Here is a 20,522-nt window from a genome sequence, read left to right as displayed (position 1 = left end):
ATAAGGTTATACATATATGTTTCAATATAACTTGTTTATGGAAGTATAGCTATGCATATCGCAGAAGATTCTCTAACTTTGTAATCTAAGCAATGGTAAAAATATTTATAGGAGGATTTCCTTTACAAACAGATGAGCTTACGATAGTACAGCTTTTTGCACCTTTTGGTGATGTAAGTACAATTAAGATTGTGCGCGACCGTGCAACAGGTATTTGTAAAGGCTACGCATTTGTAGAAATGCTTGAACTTGCCGCAGCGCAAAACGCAGCAGAGGCCCTCAATGGTACCGAAATGGGCGACCGGGAACTTAAAGTAAACCTGGTTGAAGAGAAACCTGTAGCGCCTGTTTACAAAAGAGTTGTGCGCAATAATAATTTCGCACCCGAAAAAGCGAAACGCCCAAGACGCCGGATTTAAAAAATCCCAGATCTGTACTTTAAATGCTGTTTATGTACATGCATTTAATATTACACGGGCAACTTAACAATAAGTATAATAACACTTTACCAAAACCTAATAATTTGGAAATATTGAGGCTGTAGCTTTGCTGTATAATTTATAAATGATGCAAGCAGCAAAGCATTGTCTGAAGCACCTCAAATTATTCCTCTTCCCGCTGCTGATTTTGATCAGCCATAAAGCCGACTCCCAAAATTATTCCTTAATAAACGCATTTGCACATAACGATTACTGGCATAAACGCCCGTTGTATGATGCATTAGATAATGGCTACACCCACGTAGAAGCCGATATTTATTTGCGCGGTGGTAAATTGGTGGTGGCGCACATGCTGCCCATCCTAAAAAAACAAAAAACACTCGAACGTCTTTACTTCCAGCCACTGGCAGATTGTATTGCCGGTAAAAATCAAATAGCCTGCCCGGCTTACCCGGTAATGCTGATGATCGACATTAAATCTGATGCCGACAAAACTTACGAAGCATTAGAAGTACTGCTCGATAAATACAGATCGATTATTTCTGGGTACGAATCTGGCGAATTTATTCAGCGCCAGATCACCGTGGTATTAACCGGGCATAAGCCATACCAATTATTAAAAAGTCAGCAAAGCCGCCTGGCGTTTATAGACGAAGACCTGATGCGGGTTAAACAGGATACCCTTGCCAAAAACGTTTACCAAACTGCCAGCTGCAAATATTCCAGAATATTAAAATGGCGGGGCGAAGGAACTATACCGCCACCGGAGCACGATCGTTTATGCGCTTTTGTAATGATTGCCCACAAATTTGGTAAGAAGGTAAGGTTATGGGCATCGCCCGAAAATGAAACGGTGTGGAAAGAATTATTAAGCTGTGGAGTAGACCTTATTAATACCGATAAACTGGTGGTATTGAGGGATTTCCTTACCTCAAGTTCTAAAAACTATGCTAAGGCAGAGTAATGATAATATTAAGTTAATGCGCTTCATAATTTGATAATCTTAAGTTCTTATTATTTAAAGATTGCCCGTTTACTTTTAATAAATGCGAGAAGGTGGACTTGTATAACTATTGATATAGAAATCCAAATTTTCTCCAGTAACACTGTTGATATAAATGAGTTGAGAGTTTTGATTAACGAGTTTGTGATTGTTTCGTTCACTCACCCACAACTCACAATTCACTAACTAATAGCCCCGGGCACATGAAGAAAAAGGTATTGTTTATTACCGGTTCCTTGAATCAAACTTCTCAGATGCATCAGATAGCTAATGAGCTGCCTGACATGGACTGCTGGTTTAGCCAGTTATTTACAGATTGGTCTTTCGGTAATTTCCTGCTTCATCGTACCACCATATTTAACGGCATTATTATGTCTGATAAGTTCAGGTTAAAATCCGAAGCTTATTTAAGACAGCACGGTTTACAGATAGATTATCAGGCTAAGCTCAATACTTATGATCTGGTAGTTTATTGCTCAGATATGCTGATCCCTGCCCGTATGCGTAAAGGCAAAACCTTATGGGTACAAGAGGGCATGGTTGATAAGTATAATATACTCAGCAAAATAGTTAAAGCCTTAAAGCTGCCGCCATCGCTGTGTGGTAATACTTCGCTCAACGGCTCATCAAACGTTTGTGACATCTATTGCGCAGCCTCGCAGGGATACAAACAATACTTTACAGAAAAAGGCACAGACGCCCGTAAAATAGTGGTAACCGGCATGCCTAACTACGATGATATAGAGCAGTTTCTGGATAACGATTTCCCATATCGCGATTATGTGATGGTGGCTACCACAGATATGCGCGAAACCTTTCGTTTCGAGAACAGGCCGGCATTTATAAGAGAAGCAGTAGAAATAGCCAATGGCAGGCCACTGCTTTTTAAGCTCCACCCTAACGAGAATTTTGAAAGGGCCGAACTGGAGATCCGCCAGCACGCGCCCGAGAGTACAATGGTTTACAGGTCGGGCAACACCAATCACATGATTGCAAATTGCTGCGAACTCATTACCCAATACTCAACCGTGGTGTATACCGGTATTGCTTTAGGTAAAAAAGTGCATTCCTGGTTCGATCTGGAGCAGTTGGAAAGGCTTTGCCCCGAACAAAACGGCGGAACATCGGCCAAAAGTATTGCAGGCCTGTGCCGCCGGTACCTTAAACATAAAGGTGATAAAGCAAGCTTTAATCCGCAAATGATACCGGTGCAAAAGAAGGCGATTCGGGAATATGCAGAAATATTGAATATAAGATAAGTGGTTATGGCAGATAAAGTAGTAATTATTGTTCAGGCCCGCATGGCTTCGAGCCGTTTGCCGGGTAAAGTAATGATGCCCTTACTAGGTAAAACCTTACTGGCCCGTATGGTAGAGCGTTTGCTCATCATACGCCATCGTGCAACAGTAGTTATTGCCACATCCGTGAATCTCGAAGATGATGTGATAGTTGAGGAAGCCAAACGACTTAGTATACCATATTACCGTGGAAGCCTCGACAACGTACTTGATCGCCATTACCAGGCCGCCCGCTTATTTGAGGCAGATGTGGTATTAAAGATTCCTTCTGATTGCCCGCTGATAGACCCCCGCATTGTAGACGATGTGCTCGATTATTTCTTCAACAATAGGGGGAAATATGATTATGTGAGCAATCTGCATCCTGCCACGCACCCGGATGGTAATGACGTAGAGATAATGACCATGGCCTGCTTACAAAAAGCCTGGGATGGTGCAACACGCCCACTAGAGTTAGAGCATACCACACCATACATCTGGGAAAACCCCGAGTTGTTCCGAATAGGAAATTTGGAATGGCAAACCGGGTTGAACTACTCCATGTCGCACCGTTTTACTATTGATTATCCGGAGGATTATCAGTTCATCAAACGGGTGTTCGAAGAACTTTACCGCACCCGCGATAACTTCTCCTGCCAGGATATCCTCGACCTGCTTCAGCGCAAGCCCGAGATCTATGAAATTAATGCACAGTATGCCGGTGTAAACTGGTACCGCAATCATTTAAATGAGCTGAAAACCATTGCGGCAGAGCAAACCAGGCAAGCGCCTTTACAAACAGTATAACAACCTTATAACCTAATAATATAGTGCAAAGAAATAATTATAACGACCAGGAATTAGAGGCAATAGCCCTAAAAGTGAGAGAGCATATTGTACGTATGTCAACCGGTGGTGGCTGCTTTACAGGCGCCTCACTTTCGGCGGTCGATCTGATAGTTTACCTGTATGGCCGGTTCTTAAATATTACCCAGGCCAACTTATACGATCCGGAACGCGACTACCTTTTCTTATCAAAAGGTCATGATGTACCCGCCTTGTACGGCACATTGGCCGAGCTGGGCTTAATCCATAAAGAACGTTTACAGAACCATCTTTCTATCGATGATTATATCTACTGGCACCCTAACACCCGTGTCCCGGGAGTTGAGTTTCATTCTGGCTCGCTGGGTCACCTGCCTTCGGTAGCTGTAGGTGTGGCTATGGATATTAAAATTAGCGGCGGCGAAAATAAAGTAGTCTGCATTTTGGGCGATGGCGAACTGAACGAAGGTACATGCTGGGAAGCCTTGCTTGTAGCCAATGCTTATCATTTAGATAACCTCATTTTTGTGGTAGATCGCAACCATTTCCAAGCCAATGTGCGCACCGAAGATTTGATCCCTTTGGAGCCGCTTGCCGATAAGTTCGAAGCCTTCGGGGCATCGGTAAAACGCATCAATGGGCACGACTTTACAGCACTTCACGACGCTTTTACTCATTACTCATTTAAGGAAGGAAAAGTAAGCGTAATTATAGCCGATACCATCAGGGGCAAGGGCTTACCAAGCATCCAGGAACGCGCCGATCGCTGGTTCTGTAACTTCTCTGGCGAAGAGGTAGCGCATTTATTAATGGAGCTTCACGGTCACGACACTACATCATTAACATCCGAAACTTTAATTGTCAGATAGTATGACATACGAAGAACTTTTAACCCAAACAGCCTTAGCCGACGAGCAGATTATTGTGATGACGGCCGAGAACCGCGCGCTTGTGCGCAACCTGCCCGGCATATTAGGCAAACGATTTATAGATACCGGCATTACCGAGCAAACCATGATAGGCGCAGCTGCCGGTTTAGCCCTGCGCAACCGTATTCCCGTTGTACATGCACTGGCTGCGTTTTTAACTATGCGCGCCTTCGAATTTGTACGTACCGATGTTGGTATTGCAGATTTGCCGGTGAAGCTAAGCGGCTTTATACCAGGGTTTTTATCAGATGCTAACGGGCCAACCCACCAGGCCATTGAAGATATCTCCATCATGCGCGGCATCCCCAATATGACGGTATTTGCCCCGGCTGATGAAGATGATCTGATTAAAATGCTGCCAGAGATCTGGGAATCTGAAGACCCGGCTTATACGCGCATTAACACCCGCCAAACCGGTTATGTGCATGCGCCTTATGAGTTTGGTAAAGCCGAGATTGTTGCCGAGGGTGCAGATGTAACTATATTAACTTATGGCTTATTGTTTGAGCAGGCATTAATCGCTGTTGAGATGCTTAGAAACGAAGGTTTATCGGTAGGCCTTATCAATATGCGCAGCCTGAAACCGGTTGACGAAGAAGCGATACTGAATACCGCAGCAAATAGTAAATTGTTGGTTACCCTCGAAGATCATTTTCAAACTGGCGGTTTGTATACCATAGTGGCCGAAGTATTATTGAAGTACGCTACCACAGCAAGAGTATTGCCTATCGCCCTGAACGAGAAATGGTTTAAACCCGCATTACTACCTGCCGTATTACAGCACGAAGGCTTCACAGGCAAGCAAATAGCCGAAAAAATATTGGGCTACAAAACCCGTTACCAGCAACCAGCAGTTTTAACTCCTCAATTTTCAGAATAAAGCATTATGGCTAATAAGATCCAGTTAACTAATAATTTTCCGATCATCAGCGAGTCTGATAAAATATATGAACGCGCTTTAAAAGTGCAGAAACCTGTTACACAGACGTTGGCTAAAGGCCCAGGTCAGTTTACCAAAGGTGTGGCGCCTAAATACCTGGTAAAAGGTAAAGGTTCGCACGTGTGGGATGCAGATGGTAACGAGTTTATCGATTTTAATGCTGCCATTGGTCCGGTTTCATTGGGTTATGCTTACCCAGTGGTTGATGAGGCCATCCGTCGCCAGTTAGAAGATGGTATCACCTTTTCACTGATGCACCCACTGGAAGTTGAGCTTGCAGAGTTAGTTCAGGAAGTTATCCCTAATGCCGAAGCTGTTAAGATCGCCAAAACAGGTGCTGATGTATGTTCGGCTGCTATCCGTGTGGCACGTGCCTTTACCGGTCGCGATAAAGTATTTTGCTGCGGTTACCATGGCTGGCACGATTGGTATATCGGTATTACCAGCCGCAACGCAGGTATCCCTGAAGCTATCCAGGATATGACCTATACTTTCGAGTATAACGATATAGAATCAATCAAAGCTGCGCTTGATGAAACCGTAGCTGCCCTGATATTGGAACCATTCATTTTCGAAGCACCAAAACCTGGCTTTTTGCAGGAGTTAGCCGAAGTATGTAAAGCCAACGGTACACTGCTCATTTTCGATGAAATGTGGACTGGTTTTCGCATCGCATTAGGTGGCGCACAGGAATATTTCAATGTAAAGGCCGATCTGGCTGTTTTTTCAAAAGCATGTGCCAACGGTATGCCTATCGCATTATTAACAGGCCGTGCCGATGTAATGGAGCTGTTTAATAATGAAGTATTCAGCTATACCACTTTCGGTGGCGAAGCTTTATCACTGGCGGCATGCATCGCAACAATTAATGAACTGCGCGATGAAAACGTACCGCAATACCTGAACGAGAAGGGTGCATTACTAAAAGATGGCTATAACCAACTGGCCAAAGTTTTCGGTATGGATCAATACACTAAATGTATCGGTTTTAATTGCCGTACTATGGTAACCTTTACGCCGCAGGCAGGTAATGGCCTGGAACTAAAAACCCTGATGCAGCAGGAAATGATTAAGCGCGGTGTGCTTTGGGCTGGTTTCCATAATATGTGCTACAGCCATAGTAGCCAGGATATTGCATATACATTATCTGCTTACCACGAAGTATTACCGATAGTTAAAGAAGCCATTTTAAGCGGCGATGTAAAAAGCTATTTAAAAGGCGAAGTGCTGGAAGCCGTGTTCCGCAAGGTGAGCAATTATAACATTAAACCTAAAACGGTTGCCGAGGCATAGTATGGATTTGTTTTCGCTACAAAATAAAACAGCCATAGTTACCGGGGCGTTAGGTCTCATCGGTAAAAAGCATTGCGAAGCTCTGGCTAATGCCGGTGCTAATGTGGTGATTGCCGATATTAACGGAGAAGCAGCCATTGCATTTGCAGCTCAATTTGGCAATAATCATCTGGGTATAGCCCTAAACGTAACCGATAAAGCATCGATAGAAAAAGTAAGGGCTGCAGTAATCGAAAAATATGGAACGATTGATGTGTTGGTGAACAATGCTGCTATCAACGATATGTTCGAGAACCCGGCGATGGCCAAAGAGCTTTCGGCTTTCGAGAATTATCCGCTGGAAGCTTTTCAACAATCAATCGATGTAAACATAACCGGTGTGTTTTTATGCGCACAAGTATTAGGTTCGGTAATGGCGCAGCAGGGCAGTGGCAGTATCATTAATATTGCTTCTACATACGGCATTGTTGGGCCAGATCAATCCATCTATCGTGACGAGTGCGGCGAACAAACCTTTTATAAATCGGCAGCATACCCGGTAACCAAAGGTGCGGTAATCAATTTTACACGCTTTTTGGCTTCATACTGGGGGCATAAGGGCGTAAGAGTAAATACGCTTTCGCCGGGCGGAGTAGAGAATAATCAGAACGAATTTTTTATACAAAACTATGCGGCCAAAACACCACTAGGCCGTATGGCAAAAGCCAATGATTACCAGGGTGCTTTAGTGTTTCTGGCAAGTGAAGCTTCGGCTTACATGACGGGGGCAAACCTGGTGGTTGACGGCGGTTGGACAGCAATTTAAAATCACAATTATGATAAACGAAATTTTAAAACAGAAGGCATCTGCCATTAAATTACTGCTTACAGATTGCGACGGTGTATTAACCGATGCGGGGGTTTATTATGATGAGTTGGGTGAAAACCTTAAGAAATTCAGCATCCGTGATGGTATGGGTGTGGAGCGCCTGCGCAAATATGCAGGTGTAGATACCGGCATTATTACCGGCGAGCGTTCACCATCGGTAATTAAACGTGCCGAAAAATTGCAGATCACAGAACTGCACCTGGGTGTTAAAGATAAACCAGAGGTTTTTAAAGAGATCTGCAACAGATTAGATCTTGAGCCGCACGAGGTTGCCTACATTGGCGATGATTATAACGATATTGAGATTATGCTGCTGGCCGGTTTAACCGCCTGCCCGTCTGATGCCATGCCTTATGTTAAAGCACACGCCGATTTGGTTTGCGAAGCCAAAGGCGGCGAAGGCTGTTTCCGTGAACTTGCAGAATTGATTATCGACTCTAAAAACAATGTAGTAGTTAAAGATGGTACCATTACCCTAAACACCGGCCGTGTAATTGGTAAAGGCCATCCTTGCTATATTATTGCTGAGATTGGTATTAACCATAATGGCTCATTAGAAACTGCTAAACAGTTAATTGATGAGGCTGTTGCTGCCAAAGCTGATGCCGTGAAATTTCAAAAACGCACACCAGAGATTTGCGTACCTAAAGATCAATGGGAAATGATGCGCGATACCCCTTGGGGCCGTATTACCTATATCGACTACAAACGTAAAACTGAGTTTGGCATTGCCGAATATGCAGCTATCGACCAATATTGTAAAAAACTGGGTATCGACTGGTTTGTATCTGCCTGGGATGCACCTTCGGTTGATTTTATGGAGCGTTTTGATACCGTGATCTACAAACTGGCTTCGGCTTCGTTGACTGATTTCGAACTGATCCAACGTATCCTGGAAACAGGGAAACCGCTGATGCTGTCAACCGGCATGTCTACCATGAAAGAGATTGAGGATACCATGGCTTATATCAATGCTTTTGATGCTAACTATCCCTTGTTTATTGCTCATGCAACATCAGCATATCCTTGCCCGCCACAAGAGTTGAACCTGAAAATGATCCAGACTTTGGAGGCTAAATATGCAGGTATTCCAATTGGTTATTCTGGCCACGAAACTGGTTTGGCTACCACGGTTGCTGCCGTAGCTATGGGTGCAACGTTTGTGGAGAGACACTTTACGCTTGATCGTGCGATGTGGGGATCGGATCACGCTGCATCTGTTGAACCGCAGGGCTTCCAACGTATGGTACGCGATATCCGCGATGTGGAAATTGCAGCCGGCGACGGTGTGAAAAAAGTATATGAATCAGAAATTGGGCCGATGAAACGCCTGCGCGTAAACATCAGCCCTGAGTATAAAGAAAAACCGGTTATTTAATAATGCCGCAAGAGAAACTCTTAACCATAACTACTACCATACTAATTTGCTGGGTAATATTCATTATTGCCTGGGAGCGAATTAGTCCGTACCGTAAAGGCCTTCCCTTTTTTAGGGAAGGCTTTTGGATTGATCTGGTTTGGTATACCATCATCCAAAGCTATTTTTTGAAGATCCTCATCTTCGATTATATTATTGCGCCCTTGCAACACCATTTTAACTGGTCGCATTTTCAGTTTGTGAAAGACTGGCCGCTGGCGGTGCAGGTGATCTTCTTTGTGGTAGTGCATGATCTGTATATCTACCTGTTCCACCGTTTTCAGCATAGCAGTAAGTTCTTTTGGAGAACACACGAGGCACATCATTCAGGAAAGGAGGTCGACTTTCTGGCTGGTTCGCGCTCACACGTGGTAGAGATCATCATCAATCAAACCATCGAATTTGCGCCCATTATATTATTAGGTGCAGCACCCGAAGTAGTGCCTATTAAAGCACTGATTGATGCCATGTTTGGTATGTTTATCCATGCTAACGTAAATGTAAAGATGGGCAAACTGAGATACTTCTTAAATTCGCCCGAGCTGCACTTATGGCACCATGCCAATTACCAGGAAGTTTTTCATGCCAACTTCGGTACCAAGCTTTCGATATGGGATTATATGTTTAAAACGGTTTACAACCCGGGCCACGCGCCGGGCAATAAGCCAGAGAACTGGGGATTAGGTTATGATTATCCAAAAGACTATTTTCTGCAACACGCCTTCTCCGTAAAACGGTTCGACGAGCAAAAGCTGTTAAAATATAGCTGGTTTAAAAGGTACTATAACCTGCGACCCGATGCCATGAAACGGGCAGTAAGCTGGTGGAACAAAGCGCCAGTTAAGGTAAAATATAAGAAGCATAAGCTCCAAAAGGCTTATTCGACTAATGCTGTAGAAACCAACGAAACTTACTCTAATACCTAACACTTGGCCTGGATCTATTTAATTATTGCTGCCGTATTTGAAACCGCCTGGACTTACTCGGTCAAGTACCTCAATTTCGGGAATTTCAAATTATTGAGCTGGTCTAATTTTTATAAAGATTCGGGCTTGTTAATTATGGCGCCGCTCATCGGATACATTGTTTTTGGTATTGCCAACGTGTATTTCTTTTCCCTGGCCATTAAACAACTATCTACTGCTACCGCTTTTGCCGTTTGGACGGCCGCTACACTTGCCATGTTAAAGCTTACCGAAGTGCTTTGGCTCCATCAGGGCATCTCCTGGAAAGAGATTTTTTTTATGCTGCTCATCATGATCGGCATATTGGGGTTGAAGTATTATGCTGTGGCGCAGTAAGTTTGCTTTTCTAAATATAATCATTACATAAACTTAATATATCTCTAACATCCAGGGTGCGTGTTTTACGTATCATCAACCGTGCGCATATTTAATCTTACAATTCTAAAATCTTTTAAGGCAAGGCTCTTTTTGAGCTTCTTTTCTTTTATTGCCGTTGTGTTAATCTGGGTAATTTCTTACCTGTTTATTAACCATAAACAAAAGCAACTCACTTCGTTTACCAGCGATCTTACCCGCATCCAGATCCAGTATCTGGAGAGCACCGGTTACCTGCAAAAATTTATGCTGTCGGGTTTCCATTCGCCCATATTTTACCGCTCGGGTAACCAACTGGATGTCGATCAGTTTTTGCTGCTTCAAAAAACGATAACCTATCACCTGCATAATTTAAAACAGAAGGCCAACCAAAACCATATCAATATTAATGAGCAGTTGGATAGCCTGATTAACCTTAGTGCACATAGCCTGGCCTTGGGTAACGAGTTAAAGGGACTTTATTACAATAAAGGGTTCGAAGATTATGGCATGGAAGGCCAGATGCGGAAGTCTGCGCATTGGATAGAGGACTCGAGCGCGGTAGCCAAATATGATATCCTGCAATTAAGAAGGCACGAGAAAGATTATATGCTACGTGGAAGAAGCGAATATGCTACACTGTTTTTTAGCCAGATAGATGCTTTAATTAAAAAAACGCCGGCGAATAGTAAGAGCTACGGCGCTTTAATAAATTACAAAGCCAGATTTGCCCAACTGGTTAATTATGCCGAAAAACTGGGCATTGGTCAGCAAGATGGTGTTGTACCGCGTATTCTGGATAATATCAACAAGTTTGAGCAACAATATAACCTTACAGGTACGCAAGCCATCAATATTACTAACCAGTTGCAGCTTACTTTTACGTTGATATTGGTAGCGGTATCTGTTTTACTGCTCATCATTATATTAACCATCAGCTTGATACTGCCGAGGTTTTTAACGCGTGACATTAAGGAGTTAAACCAGCAAATGGAGGCGTTTATTAAATCTGATTTCGAGGATATTCAGGATCTGAAGACCGAGAACAGCATCATGCCGAACAGTACGGAGATCGAGAAACTTTACAATGATTTCAACCTGCTAAAATCGACGCTTAAATCATTTATTTACAGGCTTAACTACAGGTCAGAAGAGTTGCAGTCGTTAAATGAAGAGCTGCAGGTACAATCGGAGGAATTGCAGGCACAATCTGAAGAGTTCCAGATCCTGAATGAAGAACTGAAGCTACAGAAAGAGCAGGAGCATATAGCCCGCGAAGAGGCAGAGAAAGCTAACCAGGCTAAAAGTGTTTTCCTGGCTACCATGAGCCACGAAATCCGTACGCCGATGAATGGGGTTTTGGGTATGGCTTCGTTACTGCACGATACTAACCTCGATGCCGAACAGCGTGAGTATGTAGAGACCGTACAGCGAAGTGGCGAAACGCTGCTGAATGTAATTAACGATATTCTCGATTTTTCGAAGATAGAATCGGGCAAATTGGAATTAGACCCGCACGATTTTGACCTTCGCCAATGTATTGAAGAAGTGATGGATATGTTTGCAGGTAAAGCTGCACACAGTGGTTTGGACCTTGTTTATCAGATAGATCATGAAGTGCCGCTGCAGTTGGTAGCCGATAGCATGCGCTTAAAACAAGTGCTGATTAACCTGTTAGGCAACGCTATTAAATTTACCAGCAAAGGCGAAGTGTTTTTAGGTATAAGCCTGCTTAAACGTACAGACGACCAGAAACTGGAGCTTGCCTTTGAGGTGCGCGATACAGGCATAGGTATCCCGAAAGATAAGATAGCTCATTTGTTCCAGGCTTTCTCCCAGGTTGATTCTTCAACCACCCGTAAGTACGGTGGTAGTGGTTTGGGCTTGGCTATTTGTGAGCGTTTAGTACACTTAATGCAGGGTAATATTATTGTAGAGAGCCAGGTAGGCTTGGGTACTGCATTTCACTTTACTATTGAGGCCGAAATTAGCAGGCAGGCGGTACGTACCGTGGTGCAATACAACATGGAAGGGCACGAGAATAAGCGTGTTCTGGTGGTTGATGATAATGCCACCAACCGTAAAATATTGAGGGTGCAGCTGGAGCAATGGCGTTTAATACCGGTTATGGCATCATCAGGAGATGAGGCTTTGCAGATACTAACGGGACAATCTTTTGATTTAATAATAAGCGATATGCAAATGCCAGAAATGGATGGCGTACAGTTGAGCAGGCAAATTAAAGAGAAGTATAAAAATCTTCCTATCGTGCTGCTGAGTTCAATTGGTGATGAAACTAAAGGTAAATATCCCGATTTGTTCGCATCTGTATTAACCAAACCAGTTAAACAGCAGCATTTATGTAAGGTGATAGAAATGGTGTTAAGCCAGGCAATCGAACCTCAAAAGGTAGAACCTGTACAAATCTTATTAAGCAAGGAATTTTCTGAAAAATATCCGATGCGGATTATTATTGCCGAGGATAACCTGATTAACCAGAAACTGATCGTCAGGATATTGCATAAGCTGGGTTATGAACCACACATTGCTAATAATGGTGTAGAGCTTTTGGCCATGATGGAACTAAACGAGTATGATGTGGTATTAATGGACATCCAAATGCCAGAAATGGATGGCTTGGAAGCCACGCAAATTATTCGCAGCAATATGGAGAAACAGCCTATTATTATTGCCATGACGGCCAATGCCATGCAGGAGGATAAAGACCTGTGCATTAATATCGGCATGAATTTTTACCTGCCAAAACCATTAAGAATTGAAGCCCTGTTAGATGTTTTAACAGAGGCCGCTAATTACAACAATGTGCATTAACAAAGCTTTACACAGTACAGATAAATTCTATTGCATAGATTCACTTTCTTTGTAGTACTATGGCAAAGCAGCAATCTATTATACCGAAATCGGCTTTTAAGTTTTTAGAGACATTAACACAAAACAATAACCGCGATTGGTTTAATGCCCATAAAGATGAGTTTCTGGAACAACGTGCCTACATCGAAAACTTTGCCGATCTGCTGCTAGCCGAACTGAATAGTCATGACCTGATAGAAACACCATCGGGTAATAAAAGCCTCTATCGCATTTACAGAGATACCCGTTTTTCGACTGATAAAACGCCTTACAAACAATGGTGGAGTGGTAGTTTTAAACGCGCAACTAAACAGCGCAGGGGCGGCTACTATTTCCACATTGAGCCGGGCAATAATTTTGTAATCGGCGGGTTCCGTAACCCTAATACAGCCGATTTAAAGCGCATTCGTGAAGATATTAGTTATGACCCTATCCCATTGAGGCAAATCCTTAATGCAGACACATTTATCACAACATTTGGCACCTTACAAGGCGAACAGCTTAAAACAACCCCACAAGGTTTTGCCGCTGATAACGAAGCGATAGACCTGTTACGCTATAAACAGTTTTTATTGATCAAAAGGTTTACGGACGAACAGGTGCTTGCGCCATCATTTCTGGATGAAGCCAATCAAGCATTCAAAAACATGCGCCCTTTCTTTGATTATATGAGCGATATATTATCTACCGATGTTAATGGCAATTTGCTTTAACACTTAATCTTCAATCCGCATCTGTGGTTGATATCCGGCGGCAAATGCATTAATGATAGATTTGGGCGTAAGTATAGTTACTTCGTTTGCATCGGGTAATGGCTGGCCTTGTTCATAACCAAATGGTGTCCAATGGTAAATTTGTTTATTGGTCAGGAGGTAAGGTTCAGCATCGATCTCAATAAAAACACCATCGGGTAAATTTTTCAGATATGCTTTAAAAGTAACCTTGTGGCCGTCTTTGTCAAGCCGTTCTGCGTGGATAATATCGTCTATTTTACTTATGGTTGTTTTATCATTAAATTGATATTCCGGATTACCCTTTAACCAGGCTGTTTTAAACTTTTTGGCATCTTCGCGCCGGCATTCAAAGCAGGGGCGATGGCCGGCAGCAAAGGCAGTGGCTTCGTCGAGGAAAAATAATTCGGTATACAACCCCGGTGCCATTACCTGCCGGTGCCTGTCTTTAAATTCAAGCACACAGGTAATCCATGCCTTCAATTTAAATGGGCGTAAAATAGTCTTTCCCCGGTCATGCAATTGCCCGCGATTACCCATCCAGGCGCCGCGGGCACTGGTTTGTATGATATTTCCTTTCGGGTCGACACGATTTTGCAGCATATTTTTTAATTATATCTCAACAATCTCTCTAATATTTGCAGCCTTCAAATAACAATAATCTTTTTAATGCTGCAATTTCTGTGTTTATAATTCAAGTATACTATTTATATCGTATGTTTCTTTAAAAGAAATATGCGGGCAAGGCGTATCACTAAATAAATTTTTTGTTTGTGCAAAATCGATTGGATTTGTACAATATGCTTTTTCTGTAGTAAGCGCCTTGTGTGTTATGTGTATTGATTTTGTTTTATATAGTTAATAATCAGTTATTTATGAAAATATTTATAGCTTAGTTGCCGAATCTTTCTTGTATTTAGTTAACCAATTTTACCTTTTGTAAGTCCGTTTTCCCCTAAAGCGGGTAAGCTTTATTTGATTTGAAGAACGGCATGTCGTATCGTTATAACTGTTTGCAGAAGAGGGGTATTTAACTTACCATTAAACATAACTTAAATGAGAACACGTAAAATTTCCTACTCAATTATCACATCAATTGCTGTGTTACTGGTAGCCGTATTGCTGGTAAAATGTACCAAAAAAGATATGGCCGCCCAACCGGCAGCAAAATCTGCGGCAACCAAAACAGTTAACGCAACAGCCACAACCTTTATCCATCCAGGTATATTAAATACCCAGCAAAGCCTGGATATTATAGCCAACCAGGCCAACTCTGGCAATGCCGACCGCCTTGCTGCTTATCAGTATGTATTAAACTATTGCAATAACCACAGCCCCAGCGGTAATTACAAAGCAACCGTTGGTGTAGCCGGTGGTGTGGTAACACCAGATGAAACCAGCTTTAAGGGCGATGCATTGCTTGCTTATGCCCTGGCATTGCGTTGGGCCAAAACAGGTACTGCCTCTTACGCTACCACTGTTAAACAAATTTTAGATGGCTGGGCAAACGCATTCAGAAACATGAGTGTTACCGGCGATAACAGCCACCAGGCAGCTTTAGAAGCATCATGGGCGGCCCCAACTTTTGCAGCCGCTGCAGAAATTATTAAATATTACCAGCCAACTACCGGCGCAGCTGCGGGTTGGACCACCGCCGAAAATACCCAGTTTGTTACCTTCTTAAACCGCTTGTTAAACCAATACGTAGTACATGCCACCGACCCAGGTTACCACAATAACTGGGATATTTCTGAAGGTTACGCAGAAATGGCTATCGGTGTTTTTGAAGACAATCAAACCGTTTATAATAATGGCCTAAACCTGATTAAAACGGTATTGCCTTTAGATATTAATGCCGATGGCTCCATGCCGAACGAAATTTGCGGCAGCCATAATGATTGTGTACACTTCCAGTATTCACTTACCGGTTTAAGCTATGCCGCAAATATTGCCGGTATCCAGGGCGATCTGTCTATCTATTCGGCAAGTAACAGCCGTTTATTGGCAGGGTATAACTACCAGTATCAATGGTATACCAATACACTTTCAAACCCACCTACATGCACCAACTGTACAACTTCTGGTAAAATATGGCCGGGCATTAACAGCGCCGACAGGCATTACAACACCACGGCAACAAATTATATACAAAGCCATTACAATCCTGATAGCGATGGCTTACCAGGCGGAGACGTAAGTTTCTTATGCTGGACTAACTACACTCACCATAACGTGGTATTGAATTAATACGGTCTGGTTAAGATATAAGAATCAAAAACAGACACTACCCGTTTTAAGGGCAGTGTCTGTTTGTTGGTAGTATTATTTGACAACTATTTTTAAAAAACAGTAATATTACGGCAACCAATTATGGCCGGTACAAGTAAAAGTATAAAGACCGGTTATAACCCTAATAATTATAAATTTTAAGAATGCCCCAACTTTTACATAAGAGAGTTTTTTCTATTGTATTTATACTTTGTTGCCTGTACAGCTTTATTGGCTTTGGCCAGCAAACAGTTGATATTACTGCACAAACTAACGAACACGTTTTTAGCCACCAGGAAATAAAATGGCTCGAAGACAGTGATGATAAATTTACAATAGATGAGATCCGGTCGGGTAAATTGGATAACCGGTTTCAGGAGAATAACGGAAACTATCCTAAAAATTATAATACCCCATCAACCTACTGGTATAAAATTAAGGTAAATGTTATCGGGCAACCCAATCAGAAAGAGAGCCTGATCGAATTTTTTGATCAAACTACAAATCATATTACGGCTTATTTGCCTGATGCTAACGGTAATTATATCAGCTCAGAGTCGGGAGCTGCGTATCAGTTTAACCGCCGGTTTTTTAAACACAAAAACTTTGAGTTTAAATTGCTTGACAAAGCTTCGGGCCAGTACACATATTACTTTAAGCTGAAATCGAAAGAGCGGGTTAATGTTATCATCGTATACCGTACCATAAATTACTTTATCCATTATGCACTAACCGAATATTTATGCTTCGGCATCTTTTTCGGCATGATCCTCGTTTTTTGCCTGCATAATATGCTCATGTTTATTGCGGTTAAAAAGTTGCAGCACCTGTTTTATGTACTTTATATTTTAAGTGTTGGTTTTTACGAGTTAAGTGTTGATGGCATTGCTTATCAATACCTATGGCCCAATTCGCCAAACTGGAACGAGTATGCTTACGGTACATTCCTGTTTTTAATCAGCGTGTTTGCTTTAGAATTTACTAAAACGCTGCTACAGGTTAAAGTTAAAGCGCCTAAGCTAAATGTGATCATTAACACCGCGATAACATTCAGAACTGTTTATTATGTGTTTTGCTTTTTGTTTGATAAAAACTTGTTCATCTATAAGTTTGTCGATTTTATCCCGCTTATTATTGCTTTTGGTACGGGTATCTGGATCTGGGCTAACGGCTTTAAACCTGCGCGGTTTTTTGTAGTAGGCTATGCGTTCTTGTTTTTGAGCTTCCTTCTTAAATCGGCAACAGCCCTCGGGGTAAATCATTTGGTAGGCCGCATATTGGGGCATTACAGTTTAAGTGTGGGCTTTATGTTCGAGATGGTGTTCCTTGCTTTCTCAATAGGCGACCAGGTTCGCTTGCTCAGAAAAGAAAAGGATAAAGCGCATGAAGAAATCCTGAAACAAATGGCGCTGAATGTAGAACTAAAAGATTCTATTAACCGGGAGCTGGAAGCCCAGGTAAAAGCCCGGACCGAAGAAATTGTACAACAATCTGAAATAATTGAGCAGCAATATGAAGAGCTGTTATCGCAAAACAGCCAGTTAGAAGTGCAGGCCGAAGAAATTTCGAGAATGAATGTTTTGCTCGAGAAGGATAACAGCAACCTTAAAACCAACATCAAAAAGGTAACTGATGCCAGGGCCTTATCAACGGAATTGAGCTTCGAGGAATTTAGCGCCAAGTATCCCGATCAGGAAACCTGCTACCAATTTTTGGCCGATTTAAAATGGGTTGATGGCTACCAATGTTCGCGTTGCGAGAATACCAATTATTGTGCCGGCCGTACGCCTTATGGCAGGCGGTGTACCAAATGCAGCTATGAAGAGTCTGTTTTGCAGCGCACTATATTTCATCACAACCGCATCCCCATTAACAAGGCTTTTTATCTCGTTTACCTTATGTATTCGAGCAAGGGTACCATATCATCATACCAGTTATCGAGCAAGCTGGATATCAGGCAAGGTACCTGCTGGGCTTATGCGCTAAAGGTTAAAAAGGTGATGGAAAGCCGTAAAAAAGAGATCAAAAAAGGCGGAGAGCAGGGTTGGAGCAAGTTGGTTATTGCAGAGTAAACGTTTAGAATAACAGTCAAGATTTTCATCCTTAAAGCTTTATCTTTCAAAGAATTTTCACTAAAAATATTAGTATTTTATTATATTTGGTGACATCTTTTTATGTGAAAGAGATTGGTTTAAAAACGATAAATGATAACTGAAAACGCAAGGGATACACTCATTTTAGATTTTGTTAAAAAAACCAATCAGCCCATCTTTTTAACCGGTAAAGCAGGTACGGGTAAAACCACGCTGCTTCGGCACATCAAAAATAATGTAACCAAAAATCTGGCTATCGTTGCACCCACTGCCGTTGCCGCATTAAATGCAGGCGGAGTTACTTTACACTCTTTTTTCCAGATCCCATTCGGACCGTTATCTCCGGGCAATGTAATGGAAGATACCGAAGAGGTAAGCCGGAACAGCTATTCGCCCGAAAAAATAAAACTCTTACGCTGCCTCGAACTGCTTATCATCGATGAGATCAGTATGGTTAGGGCCGATTTGCTCGATTATGTGAACCGTGCCCTGCAACGCGTAAACGGATCATCTCGCCCCTTTGGTGGTGTACAGGTATTAATGATAGGCGATTTGTACCAGTTGCCACCCGTTACCAACCAGGATTGGCCTGTTTTGCGGGAATACTATCAAAGCCCTTATTTTTTCGATAGCCTGGTGTTTAGGGTAATGCCGCTGGTAACCTTCGAGCTAACCAAAGTTTACAGGCAGTCGGACCCCGTTTTTATTGATATTTTAAATAGCATCAGGAATGCGGCATTAGAAGATACTTTACTTAACAAGCTGAATGAGCGTTATCAGGGGGATACAAATGCTGTAAGTAAAGACGATCACATCACACTCACCACGCACAATCAGTTAGTATTTGATATTAACCGTCAACGCCTGGATACGCTGGAAGGCACACTCTATCATTTTAAGGCCGTAATTACCGGCGATTTCCCTAAGGATGCTTACCCGGCCGATGAAGACCTGCAATTGAAAGTAGGTGCGCAGGTAATGTTCACTAAAAATGATTCGTCGGGCAAAAAGCAATATTATAATGGCCGTACGGCAACTGTAAAGTCTATTAACGGCGAAGCTATTTTGCTGGAGTTTACAGACGATGCTACAGAATTTCAGCTCGTGCCCGAAGTATGGCAGAATATCAAATATGGCCTCAATCAATCAGATCAAAAAATAACCGAAACCAACACCGGTTCGTTTTCGCAATTCCCGGTTAAGCTGGCATGGGCTATCACTATCCATAAAAGCCAGGGTTTAACTTTCGATAAAGCTATTGTTGATGTAAGCGCGGCTTTTGCGCATGGGCAGGCTTATGTTGCTTTGAGCCGTTGCCGCAGTTTGGAGGGTTTGATATTAAATGCCCCTGTACAGCAACGCAATATTATTACCGATAGCCAGGTGATAAATTTTATGCAGTCGGCTGCCGATAAGGCTCCTGATACACAATTGCTCGAGCAATCTGTCCATATTTACGAACGTGGTTTGGTTGAAGACCTGATGAACTTTATGGCCATTACCCATAAATGGAAACAAGTTGGAAAAGTGCTTATTGATTTACCCGACGGCGCACTAAAACAACATTACGAGCAAACGGATCCCATCTTACTACAGGAAATTGCTAAGATAGGAGAGCGCTTTACCCGGCAGGAAGTAAGTGTTTTAAATAATGATACGGGTAGCAGACAAGTATTTTTAGAACGGTTACAAAAAGCTGCAGGTTATTTTATTCCAAAAATAGATCTGGTAATCAAAGTAATCCATACCATGATTTCATCGCCATGGGAAATAAGTATTAACGAGGATAAGCTGATTGGTTTGTTAAATGATTGCCTGAACCTGCTGATGACCAGGCGTGCAGTGTTTCTGGTCGCCCAGGGAACATTTACTACCGATGCCTATTTAACGGCTAAGCATGCCGCAGATGCCGGATATAAAACGGTGCAAAGAGCTAAAACAGCCGACGGTTTGCCGCTTGCCCATCCACAGCTTTATGATGATCTGTTAAACTGGCGTAAAACACTTAGTGCCGAGCGAAAGGTTTTAGACCACGCCATTTTACCCGAAAGAACCTTGAAATTAATTGCAGGTAAACTGCCACGCTCGACGGAAGAGTTGGCGGCTATTAAAGGGATAGGGAAGGGTAAGGCCCTGGATATTGGCACTTCGGTTATCCGCGTTATCAATGCCTATTTAGGTACCGAACAACTATTTTAAAGATAACGGGGGACGCAAGTCTCCCGCTATCTCTCTCTAATCCTTTATT

At 42.5% G+C, this 20,522-nt stretch carries 17 protein-coding genes; 16 read left to right on the top strand and 1 reads right to left on the bottom strand.

Annotated features, from left to right (window positions below):
- The first annotated feature begins 92 nt into the window (after nucleotides 1-92).
- The 13 genes from PQO05_RS18025 to PQO05_RS17965 all read left to right on the top strand — a co-directional run bounded on the left by PQO05_RS18025 (nucleotide 93) and on the right by PQO05_RS17965 (nucleotide 13,895).
- A complete protein-coding gene (locus PQO05_RS18025; RefSeq protein ID WP_273628828.1) occupies nucleotides 93-419 on the top strand; it encodes an RNA recognition motif domain-containing protein in 327 nt (108 codons plus the stop codon).
- Nucleotides 420-564: 145 nt separating this feature from the next.
- The gene (locus tag PQO05_RS18020; RefSeq protein WP_273628827.1) at nucleotides 565-1,404 is read left to right on the top strand and encodes a phosphatidylinositol-specific phospholipase C/glycerophosphodiester phosphodiesterase family protein; all 840 of its coding nucleotides are present in this window, start codon (nucleotides 565-567) and stop codon (nucleotides 1,402-1,404) included.
- A 242-nt stretch (nucleotides 1,405-1,646) separates the two neighbouring features.
- A complete protein-coding gene (locus PQO05_RS18015; protein ID WP_273628826.1) occupies nucleotides 1,647-2,702 on the top strand; it encodes a hypothetical protein in 1,056 nt (351 codons plus the stop codon).
- A 6-nt stretch (nucleotides 2,703-2,708) separates the two neighbouring features.
- Nucleotides 2,709-3,527: a glycosyltransferase family protein gene (locus tag PQO05_RS18010; RefSeq protein ID WP_273628825.1), complete on the top strand. Its 819-nt coding sequence runs from the start codon at nucleotides 2,709-2,711 to the stop codon at nucleotides 3,525-3,527.
- A 23-nt stretch (nucleotides 3,528-3,550) separates the two neighbouring features.
- Nucleotides 3,551-4,414 (top strand): transketolase, encoded by an 864-nt coding sequence (locus PQO05_RS18005; protein WP_273628824.1) that lies wholly within the window; start codon nucleotides 3,551-3,553, stop codon nucleotides 4,412-4,414.
- A 1-nt stretch (nucleotide 4,415) separates the two neighbouring features.
- Nucleotides 4,416-5,354, top strand: a complete 939-nt coding sequence (locus tag PQO05_RS18000; protein WP_273628823.1) for a transketolase family protein — start codon at nucleotides 4,416-4,418, stop codon at nucleotides 5,352-5,354.
- Between the two features lie 6 nt (nucleotides 5,355-5,360).
- Nucleotides 5,361-6,707, top strand: coding sequence for an aminotransferase class III-fold pyridoxal phosphate-dependent enzyme (locus tag PQO05_RS17995; protein ID WP_273628822.1), 1,347 nt, complete (start codon nucleotides 5,361-5,363; stop codon nucleotides 6,705-6,707).
- 1 nt (nucleotide 6,708) lies between these two features.
- The gene (locus PQO05_RS17990) at nucleotides 6,709-7,512 is read left to right on the top strand and encodes an SDR family oxidoreductase (protein ID WP_273628821.1); all 804 of its coding nucleotides are present in this window, start codon (nucleotides 6,709-6,711) and stop codon (nucleotides 7,510-7,512) included.
- Between the two features lie 10 nt (nucleotides 7,513-7,522).
- A complete protein-coding gene (locus tag PQO05_RS17985) occupies nucleotides 7,523-8,953 on the top strand; it encodes an HAD-IA family hydrolase (protein WP_273628820.1) in 1,431 nt (476 codons plus the stop codon).
- A gap of 2 nt (nucleotides 8,954-8,955) precedes the next feature.
- On the top strand, nucleotides 8,956-9,918 hold the full coding sequence (locus tag PQO05_RS17980) for a sterol desaturase family protein (protein WP_273628819.1): 963 nt from the start codon (nucleotides 8,956-8,958) through the stop codon (nucleotides 9,916-9,918).
- 3 nt (nucleotides 9,919-9,921) lie between these two features.
- Nucleotides 9,922-10,293, top strand: a complete 372-nt coding sequence (locus PQO05_RS17975) for a DMT family transporter (protein WP_273628818.1) — start codon at nucleotides 9,922-9,924, stop codon at nucleotides 10,291-10,293.
- A gap of 159 nt (nucleotides 10,294-10,452) precedes the next feature.
- Nucleotides 10,453-13,143: a response regulator gene (locus PQO05_RS17970; protein WP_273628817.1), complete on the top strand. Its 2,691-nt coding sequence runs from the start codon at nucleotides 10,453-10,455 to the stop codon at nucleotides 13,141-13,143.
- A 59-nt stretch (nucleotides 13,144-13,202) separates the two neighbouring features.
- On the top strand, nucleotides 13,203-13,895 hold the full coding sequence (locus PQO05_RS17965) for a DUF2461 domain-containing protein (RefSeq protein ID WP_273628816.1): 693 nt from the start codon (nucleotides 13,203-13,205) through the stop codon (nucleotides 13,893-13,895).
- A gap of 3 nt (nucleotides 13,896-13,898) precedes the next feature.
- On the opposite strand, the gene PQO05_RS17960 is transcribed toward PQO05_RS17965, so the two are convergent.
- Nucleotides 13,899-14,516, bottom strand: coding sequence for a hypothetical protein (locus PQO05_RS17960; protein ID WP_273628815.1), 618 nt, complete (start codon nucleotides 14,514-14,516; stop codon nucleotides 13,899-13,901).
- Between the two features lie 453 nt (nucleotides 14,517-14,969).
- Between PQO05_RS17960 and PQO05_RS17955 the strand changes: the two genes are divergently transcribed.
- From PQO05_RS17955 to PQO05_RS17945, 3 genes are all read left to right on the top strand, one after another.
- Nucleotides 14,970-16,160: an alginate lyase family protein gene (locus PQO05_RS17955; protein ID WP_273628814.1), complete on the top strand. Its 1,191-nt coding sequence runs from the start codon at nucleotides 14,970-14,972 to the stop codon at nucleotides 16,158-16,160.
- 185 nt (nucleotides 16,161-16,345) lie between these two features.
- A complete protein-coding gene (locus tag PQO05_RS17950) occupies nucleotides 16,346-18,253 on the top strand; it encodes a 7TM diverse intracellular signaling domain-containing protein (protein WP_273628813.1) in 1,908 nt (635 codons plus the stop codon).
- 132 nt (nucleotides 18,254-18,385) lie between these two features.
- Nucleotides 18,386-20,473: an HRDC domain-containing protein gene (locus PQO05_RS17945; protein ID WP_273628812.1), complete on the top strand. Its 2,088-nt coding sequence runs from the start codon at nucleotides 18,386-18,388 to the stop codon at nucleotides 20,471-20,473.
- The last annotated feature ends 49 nt before the right edge of the window (nucleotides 20,474-20,522 follow it).

It is taken from the genome of Mucilaginibacter jinjuensis (assembly GCF_028596025.1).
GTDB lineage: Bacteria > Bacteroidota > Bacteroidia > Sphingobacteriales > Sphingobacteriaceae > Mucilaginibacter > Mucilaginibacter jinjuensis.
The sequence above is the reverse complement of the archived record's forward strand: the minus strand, read 5'-3'. Positions and strand labels throughout refer to the sequence as shown.

Coding starts and splice junctions, on each gene's coding strand:
- PQO05_RS18025 (WP_273628828.1), top strand. CDS start 93: ATGGTAAAAATATTTATAGGAGGATTTCCTTTACAAACAGATGAGCTT.
- PQO05_RS18020 (WP_273628827.1), top strand. CDS start 565: ATGATGCAAGCAGCAAAGCATTGTCTGAAGCACCTCAAATTATTCCTC.
- PQO05_RS18015 (WP_273628826.1), top strand. CDS start 1,647: ATGAAGAAAAAGGTATTGTTTATTACCGGTTCCTTGAATCAAACTTCT.
- PQO05_RS18010 (WP_273628825.1), top strand. CDS start 2,709: ATGGCAGATAAAGTAGTAATTATTGTTCAGGCCCGCATGGCTTCGAGC.
- PQO05_RS18000 (WP_273628823.1), top strand. CDS start 4,416: ATGACATACGAAGAACTTTTAACCCAAACAGCCTTAGCCGACGAGCAG.
- PQO05_RS17995 (WP_273628822.1), top strand. CDS start 5,361: ATGGCTAATAAGATCCAGTTAACTAATAATTTTCCGATCATCAGCGAG.
- PQO05_RS17990 (WP_273628821.1), top strand. CDS start 6,709: ATGGATTTGTTTTCGCTACAAAATAAAACAGCCATAGTTACCGGGGCG.
- PQO05_RS17985 (WP_273628820.1), top strand. CDS start 7,523: ATGATAAACGAAATTTTAAAACAGAAGGCATCTGCCATTAAATTACTG.
- PQO05_RS17980 (WP_273628819.1), top strand. CDS start 8,956: ATGCCGCAAGAGAAACTCTTAACCATAACTACTACCATACTAATTTGC.
- PQO05_RS17965 (WP_273628816.1), top strand. CDS start 13,203: ATGGCAAAGCAGCAATCTATTATACCGAAATCGGCTTTTAAGTTTTTA.
- PQO05_RS17960 (WP_273628815.1), bottom strand. CDS start 14,516: ATGCTGCAAAATCGTGTCGACCCGAAAGGAAATATCATACAAACCAGT.
- PQO05_RS17955 (WP_273628814.1), top strand. CDS start 14,970: ATGAGAACACGTAAAATTTCCTACTCAATTATCACATCAATTGCTGTG.
- PQO05_RS17950 (WP_273628813.1), top strand. CDS start 16,346: ATGCCCCAACTTTTACATAAGAGAGTTTTTTCTATTGTATTTATACTT.
- PQO05_RS17945 (WP_273628812.1), top strand. CDS start 18,386: ATGATAACTGAAAACGCAAGGGATACACTCATTTTAGATTTTGTTAAA.